General features: G+C 45.9%; 17 protein-coding genes and 2 rRNA genes (1 of these 19 cut by a window edge). 5 read left to right on the top strand and 14 right to left on the bottom strand.

Features of this window, described 5'->3' with window-relative positions; translation table 11 throughout:
- The 3 genes from HHK01_RS04050 to HHK01_RS04040 form a co-directional block, all read right to left on the bottom strand.
- Window positions 1–1,351 (bottom strand): 23S ribosomal RNA (locus tag HHK01_RS04050) (it extends 1,574 nt beyond the left edge of the window).
- Between the two features lie 325 nt (window positions 1,352–1,676).
- Window positions 1,677–3,227: ribosomal RNA gene (locus HHK01_RS04045) — 16S ribosomal RNA — on the bottom strand.
- Together the 16S and 23S rRNA genes form the textbook arrangement of a ribosomal RNA operon.
- A 237-nt stretch (window positions 3,228–3,464) precedes the next feature.
- The gene (locus tag HHK01_RS04040) at window positions 3,465–4,346 is read right to left on the bottom strand and encodes a nucleotidyltransferase-like protein (protein ID WP_170006537.1); all 882 of its coding nucleotides are present in this window, start codon (window positions 4,344–4,346) and stop codon (window positions 3,465–3,467) included.
- A gap of 294 nt (window positions 4,347–4,640) precedes the next feature.
- Here HHK01_RS04040 and HHK01_RS04035 point away from each other — a divergent pair, with 294 nt between their 5' ends.
- Window positions 4,641–5,006: a YgzB family protein gene (locus tag HHK01_RS04035; RefSeq protein WP_170006536.1), complete on the top strand. Its 366-nt coding sequence runs from the start codon at window positions 4,641–4,643 to the stop codon at window positions 5,004–5,006.
- Window positions 5,007–5,047: 41 nt separating this feature from the next.
- Here HHK01_RS04035 and HHK01_RS04030 read toward each other — a convergent pair whose 3' ends face one another.
- The 4 genes from HHK01_RS04030 to HHK01_RS04015 all read right to left on the bottom strand — a co-directional run bounded on the left by HHK01_RS04030 (window position 5,048) and on the right by HHK01_RS04015 (window position 7,703).
- A complete protein-coding gene (locus HHK01_RS04030; protein ID WP_170006535.1) occupies window positions 5,048–5,605 on the bottom strand; it encodes a hypothetical protein in 558 nt (185 codons plus the stop codon).
- Window positions 5,606–5,644: 39 nt separating this feature from the next.
- On the bottom strand, window positions 5,645–6,097 hold the full coding sequence (gene perR / locus HHK01_RS04025; protein WP_407646927.1) for a peroxide-responsive transcriptional repressor PerR: 453 nt from the start codon (window positions 6,095–6,097) through the stop codon (window positions 5,645–5,647).
- A gap of 99 nt (window positions 6,098–6,196) precedes the next feature.
- Window positions 6,197–6,742 carry a cob(I)yrinic acid a,c-diamide adenosyltransferase gene (locus HHK01_RS04020; protein ID WP_170006534.1) on the bottom strand — a complete coding sequence of 182 codons (546 nt, stop codon included), beginning with the start codon at window positions 6,740–6,742 and terminating at the stop codon, window positions 6,197–6,199.
- 1 nt (window position 6,743) lies between these two features.
- Window positions 6,744–7,703, bottom strand: coding sequence for a D-2-hydroxyacid dehydrogenase (locus HHK01_RS04015; RefSeq protein ID WP_170006533.1), 960 nt, complete (start codon window positions 7,701–7,703; stop codon window positions 6,744–6,746).
- Window positions 7,704–8,318: 615 nt separating this feature from the next.
- Between HHK01_RS04015 and HHK01_RS04010 the strand changes: the two genes are divergently transcribed.
- Window positions 8,319–9,614, top strand: coding sequence for a glutamate-1-semialdehyde 2,1-aminomutase (locus HHK01_RS04010; protein ID WP_170006532.1), 1,296 nt, complete (start codon window positions 8,319–8,321; stop codon window positions 9,612–9,614).
- Between the two features lie 49 nt (window positions 9,615–9,663).
- On the opposite strand, the gene HHK01_RS04005 is transcribed toward HHK01_RS04010, so the two are convergent.
- From HHK01_RS04005 to HHK01_RS03975, 7 genes are all read right to left on the bottom strand, one after another.
- The gene (locus HHK01_RS04005; protein ID WP_170006531.1) at window positions 9,664–10,293 is read right to left on the bottom strand and encodes a flavin reductase family protein; all 630 of its coding nucleotides are present in this window, start codon (window positions 10,291–10,293) and stop codon (window positions 9,664–9,666) included.
- Window positions 10,290–11,558, bottom strand: a complete 1,269-nt coding sequence (locus HHK01_RS04000) for an MFS transporter (protein ID WP_170006530.1) — start codon at window positions 11,556–11,558, stop codon at window positions 10,290–10,292. The genes HHK01_RS04005 and HHK01_RS04000 overlap by 4 nt, the downstream gene beginning before the upstream one ends.
- A 64-nt stretch (window positions 11,559–11,622) precedes the next feature.
- Window positions 11,623–13,131: a sodium:solute symporter family protein gene (locus tag HHK01_RS03995; protein WP_170006529.1), complete on the bottom strand. Its 1,509-nt coding sequence runs from the start codon at window positions 13,129–13,131 to the stop codon at window positions 11,623–11,625.
- Window positions 13,132–13,134: 3 nt separating this feature from the next.
- Complete coding sequence (locus HHK01_RS03990) at window positions 13,135–13,386, bottom strand: hypothetical protein (protein WP_170006528.1); 252 nt, start codon at window positions 13,384–13,386, stop codon at window positions 13,135–13,137.
- A gap of 32 nt (window positions 13,387–13,418) precedes the next feature.
- A complete protein-coding gene (gene leuD, locus HHK01_RS03985; protein ID WP_170006527.1) occupies window positions 13,419–14,033 on the bottom strand; it encodes a 3-isopropylmalate dehydratase small subunit in 615 nt (204 codons plus the stop codon).
- Entirely contained in the window at window positions 14,030–15,448 is a 1,419-nt protein-coding gene (gene leuC, locus HHK01_RS03980; RefSeq protein WP_170006526.1) for a 3-isopropylmalate dehydratase large subunit, read from the bottom strand. The genes leuD and leuC overlap by 4 nt, the downstream gene beginning before the upstream one ends.
- 54 nt (window positions 15,449–15,502) lie before the next feature.
- Window positions 15,503–16,708, bottom strand: coding sequence for a CaiB/BaiF CoA transferase family protein (locus HHK01_RS03975; RefSeq protein WP_407646926.1), 1,206 nt, complete (start codon window positions 16,706–16,708; stop codon window positions 15,503–15,505).
- 187 nt (window positions 16,709–16,895) lie between these two features.
- Between HHK01_RS03975 and HHK01_RS03970 the strand changes: the two genes are divergently transcribed.
- From HHK01_RS03970 to HHK01_RS03960, 3 genes are all read left to right on the top strand, one after another.
- Entirely contained in the window at window positions 16,896–17,564 is a 669-nt protein-coding gene (locus HHK01_RS03970; RefSeq protein ID WP_170006525.1) for a GntR family transcriptional regulator, read from the top strand.
- Window positions 17,561–18,445: a hydroxymethylglutaryl-CoA lyase gene (locus HHK01_RS03965; RefSeq protein WP_170006524.1), complete on the top strand. Its 885-nt coding sequence runs from the start codon at window positions 17,561–17,563 to the stop codon at window positions 18,443–18,445. Before HHK01_RS03970 ends, HHK01_RS03965 begins: the two co-directional genes overlap by 4 nt.
- 434 nt (window positions 18,446–18,879) lie before the next feature.
- Window positions 18,880–23,349 (top strand): glutamate synthase-related protein, encoded by a 4,470-nt coding sequence (locus HHK01_RS03960; RefSeq protein WP_170006523.1) that lies wholly within the window; start codon window positions 18,880–18,882, stop codon window positions 23,347–23,349.
- Window positions 23,350–23,587 lie beyond the last annotated feature (238 nt).

Raw genomic sequence — 23,587 nt, 5'->3', positions numbered from 1 at the left:
GAAACCTTAGGCATTCGGTGGAAGGGATTCTCACCCTTCTTTCGCTACTCATACCGGCATTCTCACTTCTAAGCGCTCCACAAGTCCTTACGATCTTGCTTCTCAGCCCTTAGAACGCTCTCCTACCATTCCTTACGGAATCCGCAGCTTCGGTGATACGTTTAGCCCCGATACATTTTCGGCGCAGAGTCACTCGACCAGTGAGCTATTACGCACTCTTTCAATGGTGGCTGCTTCTAAGCCAACATCCTGGTTGTCTAAGCAACTCCACATCCTTTTCCACTTAACGTATACTTTGGGACCTTAGCTGGCGGTCTGGGCTGTTTCCCTCTTGACTACGGATCTTATCACTCGCAGTCTGACTCCCAAGAAACAAGTCATTGGCATTCGGAGTTTGTCTGAATTCGGTAACCCGATGAGGGCCCCTAGTCCAAACAGTGCTCTACCTCCAAGACTCTCTTACTTGAGGCTAGCCCTAAAGCTATTTCGGAGAGAACCAGCTATCTCCAGGTTCGATTGGCATTTCACCCCTACCCACACCTCATCCCCGCACTTTTCAACGTGCGTGGGTTCGGGCCTCCAGTAAGTGTTACCTTACCTTCACCCTGGACATGGGTAGATCACCTGGTTTCGGGTCTACGACCTCATACTCATTCGCCCTATTCAGACTCGCTTTCGCTGCGGCTCCACTTTATCAGCTTAACCTTGCATGAAATCGTAACTCGCCGGTTCATTCTACAAAAGGCACGCCATCACCCTTTAACGGGCTCTGACTACTTGTAAGCACACGGTTTCAGGATCTTTTTCACTCCCCGCCAGGGGTGCTTTTCACCTTTCCCTCACGGTACTGGTTCACTATCGGTTACTAGGGAGTATTTAGCCTTGGGAGATGGTCCTCCCGGATTCCGACGAGATTTCTCGTGTCTCGCCGTACTCAGGATCCACTCTGGAGGGAACAGGATTTTAACTACAGGGTTGTTACCTTCTTTGACGGACCTTTCCAGATCGCTTCGTCTACCCTGTTCCTTTGTAACTCCGTATAGAGTGTCCTACAACCCCAAGAGGCAAGCCTCTTGGTTTGGGCTGTTCCCGTTTCGCTCGCCGCTACTCAGGGAATCGCATTTGCTTTCTCTTCCTCCGGGTACTAAGATGTTTCAGTTCCCCGGGTCTGCCTTTCTTACCCTATGTATTCAGGTAAGAATACTACCCCATTACGGGCAGTGGGTTTCCCCATTCGGAAATCTCCGGATCAAAGCTTACTTACAGCTCCCCGAAGCATATCGGTGTTCGTCCCGTCCTTCATCGGCTCCTAGTACCAAGGCATTCACCGTGCGCCCTTACTAACTTCTCTAAAAAATGCATATAAGCGGCAAATTTCGTCGTTAGCTTCATAGGAAGCTTCCTCGAACTTCTTGCTTTTCTGCACTTTTTTAACTCACAATCGGAGATTGTGGTTAAAAATAAGTTGGCTTTGCGTTGTCTGCGAATATGACAACACCAACTGTTTGGTGATTGAACTACGACTCGGTGTTCTTTCTTTTTACAAAAAGAATTGTCGTTTGCGTATGATCTAGTTTTCAAGGAACATGTTTTGAAGGATTGCCCCTTCAAAACTGAACACAAGTTCGCTGCTAGCGTCGTTTTGTATCGTCACCTAAGTGACGAGTTTTCCTTAGAAAGGAGGTGATCCAGCCGCACCTTCCGATACGGCTACCTTGTTACGACTTCACCCCAATCATCTGTCCCACCTTCGGCGGCTGGCCCCAAAAGGTTACCTCACCGACTTCGGGTGTTACAAACTCTCGTGGTGTGACGGGCGGTGTGTACAAGGCCCGGGAACGTATTCACCGCGGCATGCTGATCCGCGATTACTAGCGATTCCGGCTTCATGTAGGCGAGTTGCAGCCTACAATCCGAACTGAGAGTGGATTTGTGGGATTGGCTCAGCCTCGCGGCTTTGCGACCCTTTGTTCCACCCATTGTAGCACGTGTGTAGCCCAGGTCATAAGGGGCATGATGATTTGACGTCATCCCCACCTTCCTCCGGTTTGTCACCGGCAGTCACCTTAGAGTGCCCAACTGAATGCTGGCAACTAAGATCAAGGGTTGCGCTCGTTGCGGGACTTAACCCAACATCTCACGACACGAGCTGACGACAACCATGCACCACCTGTCACTCTGTCCCCCGAAGGGGAACCCTCTATCTCTAGAGGTAGCAGAGGATGTCAAGACCTGGTAAGGTTCTTCGCGTTGCTTCGAATTAAACCACATGCTCCACCGCTTGTGCGGGCCCCCGTCAATTCTTTTGAGTTTCAGCCTTGCGGCCGTACTCCCCAGGCGGAGTGCTTAATGCGTTTGCTGCAGCACTAAAGGGCGGAAACCCTCTAACACTTAGCACTCATCGTTTACGGCGTGGACTACCAGGGTATCTAATCCTGTTCGCTCCCCACGCTTTCGCGCCTCAGCGTCAGTTACAGACCAGAGAGCCGCCTTCGCCACTGGTGTTCCTCCACATATCTACGCATTTCACCGCTACACGTGGAATTCCGCTCTCCTCTTCTGCACTCAAGTCCTCCAGTTTCCAATGACCCTCCACGGTTGAGCCGTGGGCTTTCACATCAGACTTAAAGGACCGCCTGCGCGCGCTTTACGCCCAATAATTCCGGACAACGCTTGCCACCTACGTATTACCGCGGCTGCTGGCACGTAGTTAGCCGTGGCTTTCTGGTAAGGTACCGTCAAGGTACCGCCCTATTTGAACGGTACTTGTTCTTCCCTTACAACAGAGCTTTACGATCCGAAAACCTTCTTCACTCACGCGGCGTTGCTCCGTCAGACTTTCGTCCATTGCGGAAGATTCCCTACTGCTGCCTCCCGTAGGAGTCTGGGCCGTGTCTCAGTCCCAGTGTGGCCGATCACCCTCTCAGGTCGGCTACGCATCGTTGCCTTGGTGAGCCACTACCTCACCAACTAGCTAATGCGCCGCGGGTCCATCTGTAAGTGGTAGCCGAAGCCACCTTTTACCTTCAGATCATGCGATCCGAAAGGTCATCCGGTATTAGCCCCGGTTTCCCGGAGTTATCCCAGTCTTACAGGCAGGTTACCCACGTGTTACTCACCCGTCCGCCGCTAACTTTAGGGAGCAAGCTCCCTAAAGTCCGCTCGACTTGCATGTATTAGGCACGCCGCCAGCGTTCGTCCTGAGCCAAGATCAAACTCTCCATAAAAAGAGCAAGCTCTTAACTGTCTTACTTTAAAATCAACGACGACCTTATCCATTTGGATTTGGTCTTACTAGCAGGTTTGTGTTCAGTTTTCAAAGAGCAACAATCGCTCTGAAAGCGACCAATTCAATGTAACACACATCGCCATGCAGAGTCAAGAATAAATTCTGTTTCTGTCGTGGCGACGTGTAATAATATATCAAGCCAGATTTGATTCGTCAATAACAAATTGATATTTTTTTAAACTTCCTCAGGTATTTGGGTTGTGTAATGTCGATGAAACACTCCCTTACCCTTCGATTCACGCTGTTGAATAGAGATCATTTTACGACCAACAAGGTATTCAAGAAACACTGGTAGATCCACTGAGTACATCTGCAACTCGGTGTGTTCGTAGAATTGCTGGATTGTCCATTCTTTTTGTTCATCCATAACACGTACTAAATGCTCTGCACCGAGAGACAATTTTGAATGGATTAAGTATTCACTCGCTAAAAACAATAACTCTAGACGCTTGTCGATAGTTTCATCACTAGTGACAAGCTCCTCATATAGTTTATAAATTTCTGGTTCTATCTGCTTTACTTGCTTCCAAACAGTTACCTCTGGATGAAATCCTTTTTCGATCACAGACAGCCGAGCTAGGTGATGTAAAGAATGAATAATGTGGTTATAGGCATCTAAGTAGTGATGATTTTCGAAAAAGTCTTTACCATCTATATAACGCCTAATTAGCTTAGCAAACTCGACCCCCATTTTCACTTTTCTGCCGTAAAAAGGAAAGTTTCGTAATTCTGCTTTTAGCTCTTCCAAAAACTCGTTTCGATCAAAGAGTACCTTCCCACCGTAAAGCCAGTCAAAGATTTTGCGGTTGTTTCCTAGAAGGAGCCACTCTCTCATTTTCTCTTCACTAACTATATATAGCGCCGCTTTTTGCTCACCCATTACGTAGTGCTTGGCTTCAATAGTCTTTTGGGTTCCTTTATTTGTGATAACAAACAATACTGCATCGAACCCATCCGTTATTGGAGATTCATTTTTGTCTTTTTCAATCATGATGATTCCCATTGTACATGGGTGGCTTGCTTTTTCTTGATAAATAGGACGAAGAAGTTTTTCCAAATTGGAATCCTCCAAACTTATTAGACGTCTTTCGTTGAAAAAATTAATGATGCCGACAAGATATCAGTGGGCAAGTATGCTCTTCGATGATCTCTTTTAAGCAGGTTAGAACTATGATTGGCAATCTACCCTCATCATGTTGGGATAATTTCTTTCAACTTCATTAATTGCTTTGGAATTCAAATTCGACAGATATCGCGATTATCCTGCAAGTTTTTCCTTTGTTTCGTTCAACAACATGTTCTTAGCATTTCCCCTCAATGTGGTATAGTGTTTCGTAAGGAGGGTCAACCCATGGCAAAAACTTATTCTAGCAAAATTAATAAGATCCGTACATTTGCCCTTTCCTTGATTTTTATCGGAATAGTTATTATGTACGGCGGAATTTTCTTTCGAGAATCTGCTATTGCAATGACCGTATTTATGTTAGTGGGCTTCTTATGTATCATTGCTAGTACTGTAGTTTATTTTTGGATTGGCATGTTGTCTACGAAGGCAGTGCAAGTGACTTGCCCAAATTGCCATAAAGTAACCAAGGTGCTCGGACGTGTAGATATTTGTATGTATTGTGAAGAATATCTCACCCTTGATCCTAACCTAGACGGAAAAGAGTTCAACGAATCGTACAATCGAAAAAAAGAGCACACTCAAAAGGGCTAGTCTTCACAAGAAGGTAGCCCCTTTTTATTTTTCCATCACGTTTAAAACGCTTCTGCAATTTCTAGCGGATATCTGCTCCTGATCGCGGATATATTCCTCTGATCGCGGATATATTCCTCTGACCGCGGATATATTCCTTTGATCGCGGATATATCCTCCTGACCGCGGATATCTGCCTCTGGTCGCGGATATATTCCCCTGATCGCGGATATCCGCCCCCGACCGCGGATATCTGCTCCTGATCGCGGATATATCCTCCCGATCGCGGATATATTCCCCTGATCGCGGATATATTCCTTTGATCGCGGATATATCCTCCTGACCGCGGATATATTCCTCTGACCGCGGATATCTGCTTCTGATCGCGGATATATTCCCCCGATCGCGGATATCGGCTCCTGATCGCGGATATATGCCCCTGACCGCGGATATATTCCCCTAATCGCGGATATCCGCCCCTGATCGCGGATATATCCCCCTGATCGCGGATATCCGCCCCTGACCGCGGATTTCCGCCTCTGATCGCGGATTTCCGCCCCTGATCGCGGATTTCCGCCCCTGATCGCGGATTTCTGCCTCTGATCGCGGATATATAACACGAAAGAAAAACTGACCGGTTTACATTTCCGGTCAGTTTTTTACAGTTGTTCATGAGTATCTTTTTGTCTACAAGAACCACATACACCGTAAATTTCCATCCTATGGTGCCGTACCTGGAAGCCTGTCACGTGGGAGGCGATATGCTCAACTTCGTCTAACCCTGGGTAATGGAAGTCTACGATTGTCCCACAGGAATCACAAATAACGTGGTAGTGCTCTGTCGTTACAAAGTCAAAGCGACTAGATGCATCACCGTATGTGAGCTCTTTTACCAATCCAGATTCCCGGAAAACACGGAGATTATTGTATACTGTCGCAACGCTCATGTTCGGGAATTTCCCTTCCAACGCTTTATAAATATCATCAGCAGTTGGGTGAGACATGGATTGAACGAGGTAATCTAAAATGGCATGACGTTGCGGTGTAATCCGAACGCCGGAATCTTTTAGTGTCGTTAAAGCTTCTTGTAAATGCGCTTCAGCCACCGTCATGCACCTCACTCTCTAGTAATGAATATTACTTTATAATCTTTATAATTAGTGTACGCCCTCTTGTCTTCGTTTGTCAACGAACACCTATTTATAAAATAACTATTCGTGTAAAGTTGGTTCCATTCGTTGTAGTTTTTGATTTGTCCATCTCGCGGCAACAAAGAGAAAATCGGAGAGACGGTTTAAGTATTGTAAGACAAATACATTGTCCACTTCTTCTCCTAAGGAAACGGCATGGCGTTCAGCCCGACGTACAATCGTTCGGGCTACGTGCAGTGTTGCCCCTGTAGGATGACCGCCTGGGAGAACAAAGTTTTTTAGTGGTGCAAGTTCCCCGTCTAACTGGTCAATAACCTGTTCGAGGCGCGCGACATCCTCTGCCCCTACTGTCCACCTTACCTCTTTCCCTTTCGGTGTGGCGAGTTCTGCTCCAACATGAAAAAGCGCGGTTTGGATCTCCCGAAAAGTCTTCAAGAGTGCGTCCGAATAGGTTCTATCTGGTAAGTGACTCAACGCGAGACCGATCATGGAATTGGCCTCATCGCAAGTACCATAAGCCTCAACGCGCGCATCATTTTTCGATACGCGACTTCCGTATATAAGAGAAGTTTGCCCTTTGTCTCCGCCTTTAGTATAAATTTTCATGCTAATAACCCCGTTGTCCATCGATTACATTTTGGAGTTGCGACACTGACCAGCCTTGTTCTTTAATTAACTCCATGTTTCTTGAGAAAATTTCGAACGCACGCGGTAAATAATGTTTAGAAGTTCCGGAAATGTGCGGAGTGATCGTAATCGTTTGTTCTGTCCAAAACGGATGATCCTCTGGCAACGGCTCCGTTTCAAATACGTCTAAATAGGCATGGGCCAATTTACTTTCGCGGAGAGCATTCAACAACGAATCTTCGTCTACTGCGCTTCCCCTTCCCATATTCAAAAAGCCAGCTGTCTCTTTCATCACACCCCAGACGCTATCATCAAATACGTGTTTCGTATCGTTCGTACTAGGCAGAACTGATGCGACGAAATCGGCATTTTGTACTGCCGTAGTAAGCCCTGATATCGCATACATCTCATCGAAGTGGGGTCGCATTTGACCTGATGTATTGACGCCAACCGTCCGTACACCCAGTAATTTTGCAAGACGAGCTAATTCAGAACCGATAGCCCCCGCTCCCACAACACAAAGCGTTTGATCACAGCATTCAGTAGGCTTGACAGTTCGATCCCACACTTGATTTTTCTGTTGCTGTTCAAAAAACGCCCGATTCTTTATGTGATCCAAAAAGTACATGAGCGCATACTCTGCCATCGGCTTTGCGTGAATTCCACGCACGTTTGTCACTAAAATGCCCCGCTTTTCTATGAGATCAAACGGTATTCGATCCAGCCCAGCCGACATTACCATAATCCACCGCAATGATTTCGCTCGATCGATCCAGTCTTCTGTTACATCATCGGCATATGTAATGAATACTTCAGCATCTTCCACATGTGATTCTAAGTTTTCAATTCCTTTTGCAAACACAAACGTATCGTCTGGGAACTTTTCCATACACGCTGCTTGCAATGATTCCTTTGGCAACAAAGATGAGATCACTTTCATATCCCCACTCCTCCCTTTTTCTCTATTGTAGCAAAGGATAGGCTTGGGTATTAAATAAATTGTTCAAAAAAGGAAGGGCTGACTTGCAGTGAAACACTGCATGTCAGCCCTTTAAAGGGTTTTGAGGAGGTATGCCCTACTTTACAATATGTGATATGCAGTAAAGGGTTTGGACAAACGCCCCTTGTCTATAAAAATAGGCACATACACTAAAGAAACTTGATGACTTCAATGCCTTTCCTACTGTTAGTGTTAGGTGAGGTTCCCACTTTGAGATGGAGATGTGCCATTGCGTCGAAAAATTGTTTCTTGGTCGGCTAAATATTGAAACGCCTTCTTTAATGATGGCTCTTTTCGTATCCTTTGTTGTTTTTATTAAACAGTTATCCCATGATGTGACATACTGCTATGTTGATTTCCGCTGCAGGCGGACGCTTTCCGCGGGGCTCAGCGCGGAGCCCGCGGAAAGCGAAGTGTATTTCCGGAGCGGTGTCTTATGTCGCATCATATAGCTACTGTGTAATGAGATTTCATTAATAAAGCAACAATCTTTCAGAAAACAGCCTTAATGATAGAATAGGGGGGTGCGTAAAACTTACTAACGGAGTGATAAACTTGAATTGGAAACAGTCTGAAGCGTTACACGAGCAGGCTCTAGAGCACATCGTCGGAGGTGTGAACAGCCCATCCCGTTCGTATAAAGCAGTTGGTGGAGGAAGTCCGATTGCGATGGAGCGTGGGGAAGGCGCTTATTTGTATGATGTAGATGGAAACCGGTACATAGATTATTTAGCTGCGTACGGTCCAATCATCACTGGACATGCGCACCCTCATATTACACAAGCGATCCATCGTGCCGCTCAAGAGGGTGTTTTGTACGGAACACCGACTCGCCATGAGGTGCACTTTGCTAAAATGTTAAAAGAAGCCATTCCTTCTATGGAAAAGGTGCGCTTTGTCAACTCTGGTACGGAGGCGGTCATGACAACGATTCGGGTCGCGCGTGCCTATACCGGTCGGGACAAAGTCATTAAATTTGCAGGTTGCTACCACGGGCATTCTGATTTGGTATTAGTCGCTGCAGGAAGTGGCCCGTCAACACTCGGTACCCCTGATAGTGCCGGCGTGACAAAAGCAATCGCAAAAGAAGTCATCACTGTACCTTTTAACGACGCGGATGCTTTTCGCGAAGCAATGAACCAATGGGGTGGAGAAATTGCCTGCATACTCGTCGAACCGATTGTCGGAAACTTTGGCATTGTGGAACCGAAAGAAGGCTTTTTAGAAAGCATCAATCGGATTGCGCACAACCATGGTGCCCTTGTTATTTACGATGAAGTCATTACAGCGTTCCGTTTTCATTATGGAAGCGCACAAACTTTAGTGGGTGTTACACCAGATCTTACTGCACTCGGGAAAATTATTGGTGGCGGTCTACCGATCGGTGCATACGGTGGGAAGAAAGAGATTATGGAAACCGTCGCCCCGCTCGGTCCCGCTTATCAGGCCGGAACGATGGCAGGAAATCCAGCTTCGATTCGCGCTGGCATCGCTTGCTTAGAAGTATTGCAACAACCCGGTGTATATGATCAACTCGACAAGCTTGGAGCCCAATTAGAAGAGGGGATTTGGCAAGCGGCGAAGGGGACGGGCCACACCATTCAAATCAACCGTCTGAAGGGCGCACTCACCGTCTACTTCACAGACAAAGAAGTAACAGATTACGCAGGCGCAGAGGAAGCAGACGGCGAAAAGTTTGCGCAGCTTTTTCAGGAACTTCTAAAGCGCGGTATTATGCTCGCTCCTTCCAAGTACGAAGCATGGTTCTTAACAACAGCCCATACAGAAAAGGATATTAACGAAACGCTTATAGCAGTAAAAGAGGCGTTTCAGGCAATCACAAAACTTTAAAATCTACATACAAAAGGGACCGATCACACAACATGATCGATCCCTTTTTCTACTTACGTTTGGCAATTCTTTCAGATAACGTGTCGTCCGGCAAAGAAAAAAGCTCTCCGCCAAGCGCGTACGTACCAGCTAAGCGCCCAAGTGGATTGAGCGCATCCAAGTTGATCTTATAATCCGGTGTATACACTGATTCAGCAATATGAAACACAAGCACCCGACCGATTACGAGATAATCTGTCCCGAGTTGGATGATTTGCTCCAGTTGGCACTCCATCGATATCGGCGATTCTTTCACACGAGGAGCTTTCACTTTGTCACTCGCTTCTTTTGTTAGGCCAGCTTCCTCAAATTCATCGACATCCGTAGCCACATTAAGCGATGTCGTGTACATCGCATTAGCAAGAGTCGCCGGCACAACATTGACCACAAATTGTTCTGTGTTACGAATATTTTCAAGCGTATCTTTCGTTGTTCCATTTCGATCCCCTACCCCAGGTCCAATCGAGAGCGACAACATCGCTGGCTCACGAGATGCGACGTTAAAGAAACTGAATGGGGCAAGATTTGCTTCACCATCTCTATCTACAGTCGATACCCAAGAAATAGGACGCGGGACAACAGAACCGCTCAACAACTTGTATCGGTCTTTTGTTTGTAAATCATTTGCGTAAAATTTCATGAACTGACAAAACTCCTTTCATTTCTTACATCGGTGCGCTTCACATGACGAATCAAGAAAACTAACAAAATAAAGACAATCGTACATACGAGCGCTAACCCAAACCACGCCAACCGGAACGAGCCACTTACATCAATGACCCACCCAAACAAAGGAGGCCCGATGATGACACCCCAAGATGCCAAAGTAAGACTGTAGCCCGAAGCTAAACCAGCTTGTGCTTTCGGAACTGACTCTGATGCAGCATTCATCCACATTCCATTAAAACCTGAAACAGAGAACCCTAGCAAGGCTGTGACGACAAACACGAGAAAAATCCAACGATCACTAGGTAAAAACGCGAGCGCTAACGTGCATACCACGCCCAAGGACGCAATGATGAGTAGCACTTTTATTCTATCACCAGCAAAGTATCGATCACTAAGCACTCCCCATGTGACCCGTCCCAATGAGCCTGCAATTTCAGATACCACGAGCAGCATTCCAGCCGTTATAATCGGTAAATTAAGAACGTATATCCCGTAAAGCACAATATAAGTGTTAATACACATCTGACTTAAAGACAAACCAGACGCGACGAGGGTGATCAGAAATAGACGTGGTTCTTTCGTCACCCGTTTCATATTCCCCCATAGACTAGACACTGATTGGGATTGCGGCTGGATAGTTGGGGGATCTCTATAAAGCCAATAGGCAACAAAACCGACTAGGACTAATAATAGTCCAGCAAAAATGAGGGCCCACTGCCATCCGATGGCCACGGCTAGAGGCAATAGCAAGATTGCTGCCAGCGCTGAACCGCCCGTAACCCCCATTTGCTTAATTCCCATCGCCGTCCCCCTCGAGCGCTTGTCAAACCAGTACAAAATCCCGCGATTTGATGTAGGATGCATAGCTCCGTACCCACACCCACCTAGAAAAATCCAAAATAGCAGTAGCCAAAAAGTGGAGACGAATGCCATAAACGCAAACGACACACCTAAACAGAGACTCAGTACAAATAATAATCGACGTGATCCAAACCAATCAACGAGTAATCCAGACGGTATACTCACAAATGATTGACCGAGAAATAGAGCTGCTGGCAACATCCCAATTTGCGCATTGGTTAACGATAAATCTTCTCCAATTAACACTCCGAGTGGCGCGAGACTGCGTCCAACGAGTGCCACACAAATTTGTGTAATAAGTAACAAGGCAAGCATCCGCCACGCTTGCCCTGTCCCGTTCGTGTTTGAAGAGAGTACAGTTGTTTGACTAGACATCCACTACACCTCTTACGGTGACAGTCCCCCGCCGCTTTAACGTGGTGGGGGACTGTCATCTGATTTACGCTTGAACATTAAAATTTGTAATCTTTTCGTGCTCTTCCTTTTGCTTTTGAGAAAGTTTCACAGAATAAGAACCGACAATACAAATAGCAAAGTTAACGACTAAGCCAATAATTCCGCCATGGATTCCCATAAACGTTTTATACCCAGTCAACGTCATAATACCGGCTATGAGTGCCCCCGCTAACATTCCCCAGAATACAGGTTTAGCAGAAAGTCGCTTCCAGTAGATTCCGAGCACGAAGGCTGGGAACACTTGAACGAGTAATTCAAACTTCAGAACAAAAATTTCATACAGCGTTCCCGGTGGATTCCAAGCAATGATTAACAGAATACCGATGGCGATGATACCAACGACCTTACCTACCATAATCTTTTTTTGTTCTGATGCATTTTGGTTAATAAACTTCCCATAAATATCATTAGAGACCATGGAGGAAAAACTCAGTAACACAGAGTCAGCTGTCGACAAAATTGCTGCCACAATTCCTCCGAACATGATGACCATAATCCAATAGAAGATCGGGTTAATACCGGCTACTTCATTTGCCATGAGACCAACTAATTGTTCAGAGCCTTGTGTATCAAGGCCAGGGAACATCATAATTCCGATAATTCCGACAACGAAAACTAATCCTGTCGTAATCGGTGGCATTAACGCCATCCCTGCAAATGATCTTTTAAGCGTTCTTTCACTTCTTGATGAATAAATCCTTTGAATCGCATGAGGATAAATGGCAGCACCTAGTCCGGTTAGCACAATCATACTTAACCAGTTAATGGACGTAGCAAATGGAGGCACACCAATTTTTTCCGGCTCATTGTCAGCTAAGTATTGCGATACATCACCGAAGCTACCTCCTACAAGGTAAAGGGCACCCCCTAACAAAGCAAAGATCCCGACCATTAGTACAATCCCTTGAAACACATCGGTATAAGCTACCGCTCGCATTCCGCCCATCCACTCGTAAACTAGCATGACGATAATAAAGACAACTACCGCAATATGATAAGGAATCGTCCCGCCTGTTAAACCAGACACAGCTTGCCCAATCGCAACGAGCTGCTCCAACAAATAGTTCCCTAACCCCCATAACATTAGGATGATCGCGAGAATCGTTACTCCTTTTGATTTAAAACGGTCACTAATCCAGTCTGTTGGCGTGAGGTAGTTACGTCGCTTCGCAATCACATACATTCTCGGAGCATACAAGAGGTAGACACCGACAATGATCGTCATAAAGGGAATCGACTGTAACCAAGAAAACCCTGAACGATAACCGGCTGGCGCGTATCCTACTACCGTGTTGCCGCTATACTGTGTCGCATAAAGTGTAAAGAATAAGGCGACAATCCCGAGTCCTCTTCCTGCTAAAAAGTAATCGCTCATGCTATTGTGCAAGTCTTTCCCACGACCTGCAAAATACCCGATACCTAACATAATGACAGCAAATGCGATAAGAATGACGACACCATCCATACCGGCAAAGACGAGTTCTTCATTCATGATCTATTCATCCCCCTTCCGTCCATCTTCCTCTTCTTCAATTAGATTCCACTGGGTTAGACTGAGCCAGCACAAGTAGACACAGAGAAGGAGCATAAACACGAGACTGATAAACGCCCAATAAGGAAATCCAAAAATGAACGGTTCGATAGCATCTTCCGAATACCAAAAAGGTACACCAGCGATCACAATGACCGCCATAACTATCCAAATCCACGGCTTACGAACAGGCTCTTTTATCTTTCGTTTAGACATTTGAATACCTCCTTAAAAAATAGGATGATTTGCTATAAAACCTCTTTCGTGCTGTAGTAAAACCGATTAGAATTCTCGTATTGATCAATGTATTCTGAGTATTCAAGGGACAAATCAATATCATCCAAACCTTCAAGTAACATTTTCTTCAAAAATGCTGTGATGGAGAAAGAGGCTTCAAATCCTTCACTGTCAAATACCCTTTGCTGCTCTAAATCTACCGTAACCTCCCCTCCTGGAATCTGAATCGCCTTTTTCATGAGCGTTCCGACTTCTCCTGGTTGCAACACAATAGGCAGCAACCCATTTTTGAAACAATTATTGTGAAAAATATCTGCAAAAGACGGTGCAACGATTACCCTTATTCCATAATCAGCTAAAGCCCAGGGCGCATGTTCACGCGAAGAACCCGATCCAAAGTTTCGACCAGCTACTAAAATGGATGATTGACGATAAGGTTCTTGATTTAAAACAAAGTCACTACGCTCTTTTCCTTCTTCATCAAAGCGCCAATCGTGAAATAGAAATTGACCGTACCCAGAGCGTTCCACCCTTTTTAAAAATTGCTTCGGTACAATTGCGTCTGTATCCACGTTAGCCCGATCCAGCGGTACCATCCCCCCCGTGAATGTAGTAAACTTTCTCAAGTGAACACCTCCTCTTTATGAAACTCCCATTTTCGCACATCCACGAAGTGCCCTTTGATAGCGGCTGCAGCGGCCATTGCTGGACTAACCAAATGGGTTCTAGCCCCTCGTCCTTGCCTACCTTCAAAATTACGATTAGATGTAGAAGCACAGCGTTCCCCTGCATGAACAACATCATCGTTCATACCTAAACACATGCTACACCCCGATTCACGCCACTGAAATCCTGCATCTATAAATACTTGATGGAGTCCCTCGGCTTCAGCTTGCGACTTTACCGATTGAGATCCAGGGACGACTAACGCTCTAACGTGATTTGCGATCCGATACCCTTTTACAACTCGAGCAGCTTCTCGTAAATCTTCAATACGACTATTTGTACACGAGCCGATAAACACAACATCAAGGCCGATTGCAGTTATTGGAGTAAGCGGTTTCAAATCCATGTATGCTAATGCCTTCTCAGCAGATTCACGGGCTTCCTTAGATAGACTACTAGGGTCAGGAACAACTGATTCAATTGAAGTTCCCATACCAGGGTTCGTTCCCCACGTCACTTGAGGCGCTACCTTTCGTACGTTAAACGCGACCACCTTATCAAACTTAGCATCTTCATCACTGCGAAGCTGCTTCCATTTACTCAAAGCTTCTTCCCAGTCCTTCCCTTTAGGAGCGTGGGGTTTTTTCTGCAAATAATCAAATGTTGTCTGGTCTGGAGCAATCAGCCCAGCTCTCGCCCCCATTTCAATCGACATATTACAAATCGTCATGCGCTCTTCCATTGATAGTGACTCAATGACCGGTCCACGGTATTCAACTGTGTACCCCGTTGCAAAGTCGGTCCCAAACTGACTAATTAACGCCAGTATCAAATCTTTTGCCGTAACGCCTGTAGGTTTCTCACCTTCAAATTCTATTGCCATTGTTTTCGACGGGTATTGCTTTAGTGATTGAGTGACCAAAACATGTTCCACTTCACTCGTGCCGATTCCGAAGGCTAGTGCACCAAAAGCACCGTGTGTCGACGTATGGCTATCCCCGCACACAATAATTTGACCGGGCTGGGTTAACCCTAATTCCGGGGCAATAATGTGAACGATGCCTCGCTTTGTACTACGTAAGTCGAACAATGGAATATGATACATCTTACAGTTTTCTCTCATCGTCTCTACTTGCTTTTTCGCTAACGGGTCTGAGAATGGCTTTGACAAATCGGTTGGTGTTGCATGGTCTAATGTGGCGAGCGTGAGATCTGGACGCCGAACTTTCCGTCCCTTTTCGCGCAACCCTGCGAACGCTTGTGGGGACGTGACTTCATTCGTTAAGTGCAAATCGACGTATAGTAAATCAGGTTGATTTTGTACTGCCTTTACAATGTGTCCCTTCCATATTTTCTCATACAAGGTTTTCCCCAAGCTATTCACTCCCTTCTAGTTAAGATAGCGCTTACAGTTCTGTCTATAGAGAGACTAAATAATTCCTTCCTCTCGTAACGAGCGAATGTCTTCTTCACTTAAGTCCAACATGTGGCGGTATACATCTCCATTATTTTTTCCAACCGTTTCCGCGCCAGCTGATTTAATTTTGCCTGGTGTGCGACTCAACTTCGGTACGATCCCTGGCATAGGAAAGTTGCCCAACTGCGGGTGGTCCACATTCACAATCATCTCACGCGCTAAATAGTGGGGATCACTCACAATATCTTTCGCGTTATAAATTTTCCCTGCAGGAACACCATGAATTTCCAACTTCTCTAAAACAACTTCAGCTGACAGCGTCTTTGTCCATCCCTCTATTAATTCATCTAGCTCAATTTGGTTTTCTCCTCGCTTTACATGCGTCGCGAATTTTTCATCTTCTGCTAGTTCAGGTCGATCCATCGCTGTGGCTAAGCGACGGAATACACCATCTGCATTGGCTCCAATGACAACATACGTTTCGTCTTCGGTTGGATAAATGTTTGAAGGCGCAATGCCAGGTAACAAGTTTCCGGTTCGTTCGCGTATATGACCCGCTAGCAAGTAGTCCGGTATCATACTCTCCATTACTGAAAATACGGACTCATAAATAGCTGTATCCACAACTTGCCCTTTGCCTGATTTTTCCCGTTCGTGGAGTGCTGTCAAACATCCGATCGTGGCAAATAAAGCTGCCAATGTATCCCCAATTGAAATGCCTACTCGGGAAGGTGGACGATCTGGAAAACCAGTTACATTACGGAGTCCTCCCATTGCTTCTGCGACACTTCCAAATCCTGCACGCTTACTGTACGGTCCATCTTGTCCATACCCGGATGTTCTCACCATGATTAATCTTGGGTTAATGCTTGAGAGCGTTTCATAGCCTACTCCCCATTTTTCCATCGTACCTGGACGAAAATTTTCTATGACCACATCGACTTCTGTTACTAGTTTCTTAAACAGTTCCTGCCCTTTTTCATCTCGTAGATTCAGTGTTATCGAGCGTTTATTACGTGATTGAATCGGCCACCATAAACCAACATTGTCTTTTTCTTTTCCCCACTGTCGCATTGGGTCATGACGGTCAGGCGCCTCTATTTTTATGACATCTGCTCCGAAGTCAGCAAGCAGCCGTCCAGCAAAAGGTCCGGCAAGTAGCGACCCAAGCTCCAATACTTTCATACCTTCTAAAGGTTGTGTGTCCAAATCCATCATCTGCACCTCCGTACCTGTCTGCTAATAAAATAACATCTTTGTATACAATAGCGCAACATAAAATTCTAAATATTCTAATCGCATGTGTTGTAAACTCCCATATAACAACCTATTAGATATTTTACGGAAAATTCACCGTTGATAAAAATATCCACTTTGTATACAATTTAGTTTAGGGGGAAGATAAATGGATGCCTACAAAATAATTCGCAAGAAAATCCTATTAGGTGATTTTTCACAAGGACAACGATTAACAGAAGAATACTTATGTGAACAACTTAGCATTAGCAGAACTCCTATAAGAGAAGCCATTAGACGGTTGGAAAGTGACGGTTTGATCATGTCACTAAAACGCGGGGTCGCAGTGCGTTCTTTTACAAAAGAAGATGTCCGGCAAATATATGACTTACGTGCATTACTCGAAGGATACGCAGCTAGCCAAGCCGCACATAATCGTTCGGAAAAAGACATCAATAAACTTCAAGCTACGAATCACGCTTTTGCTGAGCAGCTTGCCGTGTATGATGAAGAGAACAAAGAGACACTAGAGTCAGTAGTAAACGAAAATCGTGCGTTCCACGAAGCGCTGATCGCATCAAGTAAAAATGCGCACGTACAAATGTTGATCAGTAAAGTAACCGTACTCCCCCTCGTCTATGGTCAGTTTCATTGGAATAGTGTAGTAGGCATGGAACGTTCTAAGGCGGCTCACGATACGCTTATTTCGGCTATCATGAAAAAGGACGGCGAGCGTGCTCGTTCAGCCATGTTGGAGCACATTTATCAAGGGCGAGATGCTGTATTAACCCATCTCACAAAAGACGGAAAAATTATTGAAGGGGCGGAACCAATATGATAGAAATTTGTGAAGTAGGTCCTAGAGATGGTTTGCAAAATGAGAAAAAACCTGTCAGCACAGAGGAGAAGGTGCATCTCATTGAACAGCTTATCGATGCAGGAATCCGCAAGATTGAGGCCGTTTCCTTTGTAAATCAAAAAGTCGTACCGCAAATGGCCGACGCAGAAGAAGTGATGAAGGCAGTCCCGAAACGTGAAGATGTTACTTACGCGGGGCTCGTTTTAAGTCGCTCCGGATTAGAACGCGCCTTACTTACGCCTGTTGATATAGTCCATGTCATGATCGCAGCGAGCGATCAATTTAACATGCGTAACGCTAGAAGAACTGTCGAGCAAGGCGTGGCGGAACAAACAGCAGTCATGAAAGATGCCGGTGCTGCTAAACGTCCAGTCGCGGGGGTGATTGGCACCGTGTTTGGTTGCCCTTTTGAAGGAGACATTTCTATATCCCGCGTTTTAAAAATAGCAGATGCATTTTTACAAGCAGGCTGTGAGCAAATTACGCTGGCTGACACGACAGGCCTCGCTAACCCAATACAAGTGCAAGCTGTGACGCGTGCTTTTATTGACGAATTCGGTGATCACACGCCACTAGGCATGCATTTTCATAATACTCGTGGTTTAGGGATCGCTAATTCATTAGCTGCTTATCAGGCGGGGGTGAAAATTTTTGACGCCTCCATCGCTGGGTTAGGTGGTTGTCCGTTTGCCCCGAAAGCGGTAGGGAACGTTTGTACTGAAGATCTCGTCCACATGTTTGAACAGATGGGGATTGGCACAGGTACTGACCTGAATAAATTAATTCAAACCGCACAATGGATGGAAAGTGTGATGGCACGCCCGCTTGATGGCATGGTGTACCGTGCTGTCGGAGCCTAATCCTTCCCGTGGGTAACATACGCTACATGATGAGCAGCGCCGGCTAGTTGGTCGGCACTAGCTCTTTTTACTAGACTGCTTTGTGACCCGTTTCCCTGAGTGGTTGAGCGCTTAGCTCATGAACGTTTTCTTTGCATAAAGATTCACAACAACTCATCCGTACTCCTTCATCACTAGGAAACAAACCTTTATATGTAAACGCTTACAATAAAAATACGGTTCCCTTCCACTTCCCCGAAAATGCATAAAGATTGATTTCTGAATATTGTTATGATATCCTTTCTTTACTATTTACAATCTCTTACTTCATAATTTTTGATGCAACTTTCCTCAACGCATCCTCGAAATGTCATGATGTTTCCGTATCATTTATTACACTCATTTTCAGGAGGTGACTTGGCAGCAAGGATATTTCTTTTGACTGCCTTTTACTTATGACCAAATGGACACCTGCACACTTTCAAAATTATCGAAAAGCCGAGCACGACGCTTGTGGGATTGTCGCTGCTTTGGAAAAAACAAACACACCTACGAAAGAGAACATTACAACCGTTATAGATGCACTTGTTACGATGAATCACCGCGCTGGATTTATTAACGGTGAAGGAGACGGAGTCGGGATCCACACAGATATTCCGCGTGCTCTTTGGTGTGAAAAGCTTGCTGAGGTCAACCGTGATCCTGTACTCGTCAATGATCCTCGTTTTGTCGTCGGACATGTCATGATTCGACCAGACCGATCCGGCGAGTTAATAAACAAGTTAACAGCGGAACTAAAGACAACCTATAACGCAGAGCTTCTCTTCTCGACAACTTCTGTAACCAATAACGAGGCTCTTGGTCCTCTTGCGCGCAGTGAAGCCCCAGTATTCTGGCAGTTTGCTATTTTATTAGAACCCACAACAAAAGAAACGATCGATGCGCAAGTTTTTGACGTGTCACTTGCCCTAGAAACGGATGAGGACGTTCACGTTGCTTCATTAAGTCCGTATCATGTTGTGTACAAAGTAATGGGAGCTGGAGATATTCTTCCTAATTACTATGCAGATCTACGCCATCCACTTGTTGCCTCCACGATGACACTTGGACACAATCGCTATTCTACTAATACGATGTCTACCTTTTTTCGCGTGCAACCATTTAGCGTGATCGGGCACAACGGAGAAATTAATACGATTGCTAAACTACAAGACGAAGCTCGTATGCTGAATGTCCCGCTCGTAGAAGGAGGAAGCGACAGCCAAAACTTGAATCGAACGTTGGAAACACTTATACACCGTGACGGCTACTCTCTCTTTGAAGCGGTAGATTTACTTTTTCCACCAATTGTTAATGAAATCCACAGCTACCCTGAACATTTGCATACGATGTATACATACATCCGTGAAGCTTGGGGTCATTATGCACAAGGACCTGCAGGAATTATCTCGCGTCATAAGGATGAAGCTGTCTTCAGTCTAGATTCACTCGGCTTACGCCCATTGTGGATGCTAACAACAGAAACTGCTTATTTATTTTCCTCAGAGCCTGGTATTCTGCCAACATCCGAAACTGTCCGTGATCCGAAGCCACTCTCTCCTGGGGAAAAGGTTGGTTTGAAATGGCATGAGGGAACGCTTGAAGTGTATTTCCATGATGAGTTTCAGGAAGAAGTATATCAACGCTTCTCCGGGCGTGTTCATCTATCTCAAAGCAGTGGTCGACTGACGACACCTATTCTTCCTTCCGTTGTCACAACAAAAGTCGAAGAAAAGATAGAGAACGGGCAGTACAAAGCGTTTGGTTGGGAGCGAGACCATGTGCAAATGGTAGAGCAAATGGCTGATAAAGGAGCGGAACCGATTCGTTCTCTCGGTCACGACGCACCACTCGCGGCTATGAATCCTAACCGTTCCAATGTAGCGGACTTTATTAAAGAAAGTGTGGCCGTCGTTACGAACCCAGCCATTGACAGGGATCGCGAAACGGAACACTTCTCGACAAGAACAGTGCTCGGGAAGCGCCCTTCACTTACCGAAAAGCATGATGCGAACTTTGTGTTGCAACTATCCACTCCGCTCCTTGTGGAAGGGATGTTTAGTAGCGAAACAATAGATGTGCTTGGTCAACCTACATGTGAGCAAGTAGTGCACGCCTTTACTGAACAAGGACTAACTGAGACGCTTTCCCTTACCTATTCCAAGGAAGAAACGGTTCAAGAAGCGCTAGACCGGTTGTCTACACAAGCATGTGCAGCCGTCCAAAAGAGAGCCTCTTTGCTCGTACTCGATGACGAAGGTGTGTTCCAAGACGGGAAGCTGTGGTTAGATCCGCATTTGGCCACGTCTGTCATTGATAAAGCATTAGTTTCGCAGTCGTTACGCAGGGACTGCTCTCTCCTATTGCGATCTGCTTCCATTCGCTCGTTACATGACTGCATGGTCGCTCTCGGTCTCGGTGCAAATGCCCTTAGTCCATACTATATGTTCCGGACTGTTACCGACGAGAAGTCGGAGCCAATTCTTAACTTATATCAAGCACTCGTAAAAGGTATGGAGAAGGTGATTTCCACTATCGGAATTCACGAACTACGCGGATACGGTCGTCTCTTCTCGAGTATCGGACTACACGAGGAAGTTGCGAATGCCTTACGTATCGTCAATTTCTTCGGGTCTGAAAAACTAGGTTATCATTTTGCCAAAATGAAAGAAGATGCTTATTTGCGTGAAGCGGAGTATTATAACGAAAAGGAAAGAATCGGCAAATCGTTCAATGCATTCCCACGCATTTGGAAGGCGATTGGGGATGTGGCGAAAACTGGTGACTATACGGCGTACCGCGATAAAATGACCGAACAGGAAACAAAAAATCCGACAACGATTCGTCATTTGACTACGTTGAAGGAGAGCGAATCTCCTTTGGAACCGTCTGGCGTTGATTTGACAGTCGGTACGCATAACCTTCCGTTTGTCATTGCCAGCATGTCGTTCGGTTCACAAAACGAAGTGGCATTTCGAGCATACGCAGAAGGCGCAGATCGCTTAAACATGGTAAGCATGAACGGTGAGGGTGGCGAGATCAAAGATATGCTCGGCAAGTATCCGAACACGCGCGGTCAGCAAATTGCCTCCGGACGCTTCGGGGTGAATGCAGAGCTATTGAACTCATCCAATTTGCTAGAAATAAAAATCGGGCAAGGGGCAAAACCTGGGGAAGGTGGTCATCTTCCAGGATCTAAAGTGACAGCAAAAATAGCTGAGGCCCGTAACGCCACTATTGGTTCGGATTTAATCTCACCTTCTAACAATCATGATATTTACTCAATTGAGGACTTGGCACAAATGATTCATGAGCTCAAAACCGCCAACGATCAAGCGAAAGTTGCGGTTAAAGTACCTGTCGTTCCGAACATTGGTACAATTGCAGTCGGAATTGCCAAAGCCGGTGCTGACATTGTGACAGTATCCGGATTCGACGGCGGTACAGGTGCAGCAAGAACGCATGCTCTCCAACACGTCGGACTTCCTGTTGAAATCGGAGTCAAAGCCGCACACACCGCTTTGAGCGAAGCTGGTTTACGGGATTCGGTGGAAATTTGGGCAGACGGCGGTTTGAAGTCGGCCACGGATGTGTTGAAAGTGATGCTACTCGGCGCAAATCGTGTTGGGTTCGGAACGCTTTCCATGATTGCGATCGGTTGTACGACATGTCGCGGTTGTCACTTAGATACATGTCACGTCGGGATCGCAACGCAAATCGAAAGCGAAGCGCAAGCAAAAGAACACGGGTTACGCCGTTTTGTTCCTCGCCAGTCTGACCTTGCTGTTGAAGGGTTAGTGAACTTCTTCACTGCATTTGGAAGTGAGTTACAATCACTTGCCGCTTCTATTGGGGTAAAACGCCTTCAAGATGCAGTCGGACGCTCAGAATTACTCGAGCAAGTTACTGGGTTTGACCAACTCGATTTAACCTATTTGCTTCAACCAGTTGAAGTCGCCACGTTCACTATGCCAAAAGTTGGCGTAGCAAAAGAGAAAAAGCTATTAGCTGCCGCAGTTGGTGCAGAGTATCTTGACGAAAAAGATGAAGAGCTGATGCAGTCACGAAATTTTGCGAGCGTTGTGTCGAATCAACGTATTCTTGGAAGTCGTGTGTCGGGACATCGTGTTCGTGATCGACTTGACGGGTCGTATCGTAATTTGCCTAACGTTGATTTGCGTTATTTGGAGGGATCCATCCCAGGTAACGGCCTCGGATCTTATAACAGTGAGGGCATCCATATTCTGGTGAATGGCGGTGCACAAGATGGTGTCGGTAAATCGAGTTTTGGTGGTCGAGTCGCCATCCTCAAAGGGCGTGGCAAAGACGGGCGCTATTACAATGGCTCCGTCGGAAAAGGGTTTGGCTACGGAGCGCAAAAAGGCACGCTCATCGCCCAAGGAAACGCGGACGCACGAGCTGGCATTCGCTTATCTGGCGCTGACTTAATTTTAGGAGGACTGTTAACGCAGCCCCTTCCCTCTCCGGAACTCGGAAACGTCGGCTCTCGTGCAAATGTAAAAGGATTTGCCTTTGAATATATGACGAACGGACGCGGACTCGTTCTCGGCGACCCAGGACCGTGGGCGTGTGCCGGCATGACCGGTGGCGTCGTCTACTTACGCCATCAACCAAACATGGGACTCACAAAATCTACGCTTAGCAGTCGCATGGCAAAAGGCGCGAAAGTCACGATTGAAGATTTGAGTGATAAAGGAGTAAAAGACATCGTTGAACTCCTGTCCACTTATATTAAAACATTGCGGGCTGCAGGTCAGGTAGAGGAAGCAGAACAGCTTTCGCTACTGTTAGAAAATCCACAGGAACATTTTGTGCAAGTCGTTCCCGTGAAAGAACAAGCAGATCCATCTGTTTCAACTGAATGATTTGATTTATGGAAAAAACGAACGTGTCCAGCTGCAAAACACTGGGCACGTTTTTTTGTTACTAGGACTTTTTTTATGTACTGTATGAGTCTGGATTTGTGTACGTAATTTGTGGCACGCGTACTTGGTATGGTTGATTAAGTGCCTGGCTCTCCCGTTGACACTTTGTCGACACATCTTTACGGAATGTCTCTTGATGCTAAGCGGGTTTCGTTGTATAGTACAAAGATGTTTACAG

Source organism: Bacillus fonticola (genome assembly GCF_012955605.1).
Lineage (GTDB): Bacteria > Bacillota > Bacilli > Bacillales > JC228 > Bacillus_CG > Bacillus_CG fonticola.
Note: the sequence above shows the minus strand (reverse complement) of the source record. Positions and strands in the feature narration are given on the sequence as shown.

Excerpts from the sequence above, each read along its gene's own strand:
- HHK01_RS04015 (WP_170006533.1), bottom strand. The coding sequence starts at position 7,703 with ATGAAAGTGATCTCATCTTTGTTGCCAAAGGAATCATTGCAAGCAGCG.
- HHK01_RS03975 (WP_407646926.1), bottom strand. The coding sequence starts at position 16,708 with ATGATGGATTTGGACACACAACCTTTAGAAGGTATGAAAGTATTGGAG.
- HHK01_RS04000 (WP_170006530.1), bottom strand. The coding sequence starts at position 11,558 with ATGTCTAGTCAAACAACTGTACTCTCTTCAAACACGAACGGGACAGGG.
- HHK01_RS03960 (WP_170006523.1), top strand. The coding sequence starts at position 18,880 with ATGACCAAATGGACACCTGCACACTTTCAAAATTATCGAAAAGCCGAG.
- HHK01_RS03970 (WP_170006525.1), top strand. The coding sequence starts at position 16,896 with ATGGATGCCTACAAAATAATTCGCAAGAAAATCCTATTAGGTGATTTT.
- HHK01_RS04020 (WP_170006534.1), bottom strand. The coding sequence starts at position 6,742 with ATGAAAATTTATACTAAAGGCGGAGACAAAGGGCAAACTTCTCTTATA.
- HHK01_RS03995 (WP_170006529.1), bottom strand. The coding sequence starts at position 13,131 with ATGAATGAAGAACTCGTCTTTGCCGGTATGGATGGTGTCGTCATTCTT.
- perR (WP_407646927.1), bottom strand. The coding sequence starts at position 6,097 with ATGACGGTGGCTGAAGCGCATTTACAAGAAGCTTTAACGACACTAAAA.
- HHK01_RS03990 (WP_170006528.1), bottom strand. The coding sequence starts at position 13,386 with ATGTCTAAACGAAAGATAAAAGAGCCTGTTCGTAAGCCGTGGATTTGG.
- HHK01_RS04005 (WP_170006531.1), bottom strand. The coding sequence starts at position 10,293 with ATGAAATTTTACGCAAATGATTTACAAACAAAAGACCGATACAAGTTG.
- HHK01_RS03965 (WP_170006524.1), top strand. The coding sequence starts at position 17,561 with ATGATAGAAATTTGTGAAGTAGGTCCTAGAGATGGTTTGCAAAATGAG.
- HHK01_RS04035 (WP_170006536.1), top strand. The coding sequence starts at position 4,641 with ATGGCAAAAACTTATTCTAGCAAAATTAATAAGATCCGTACATTTGCC.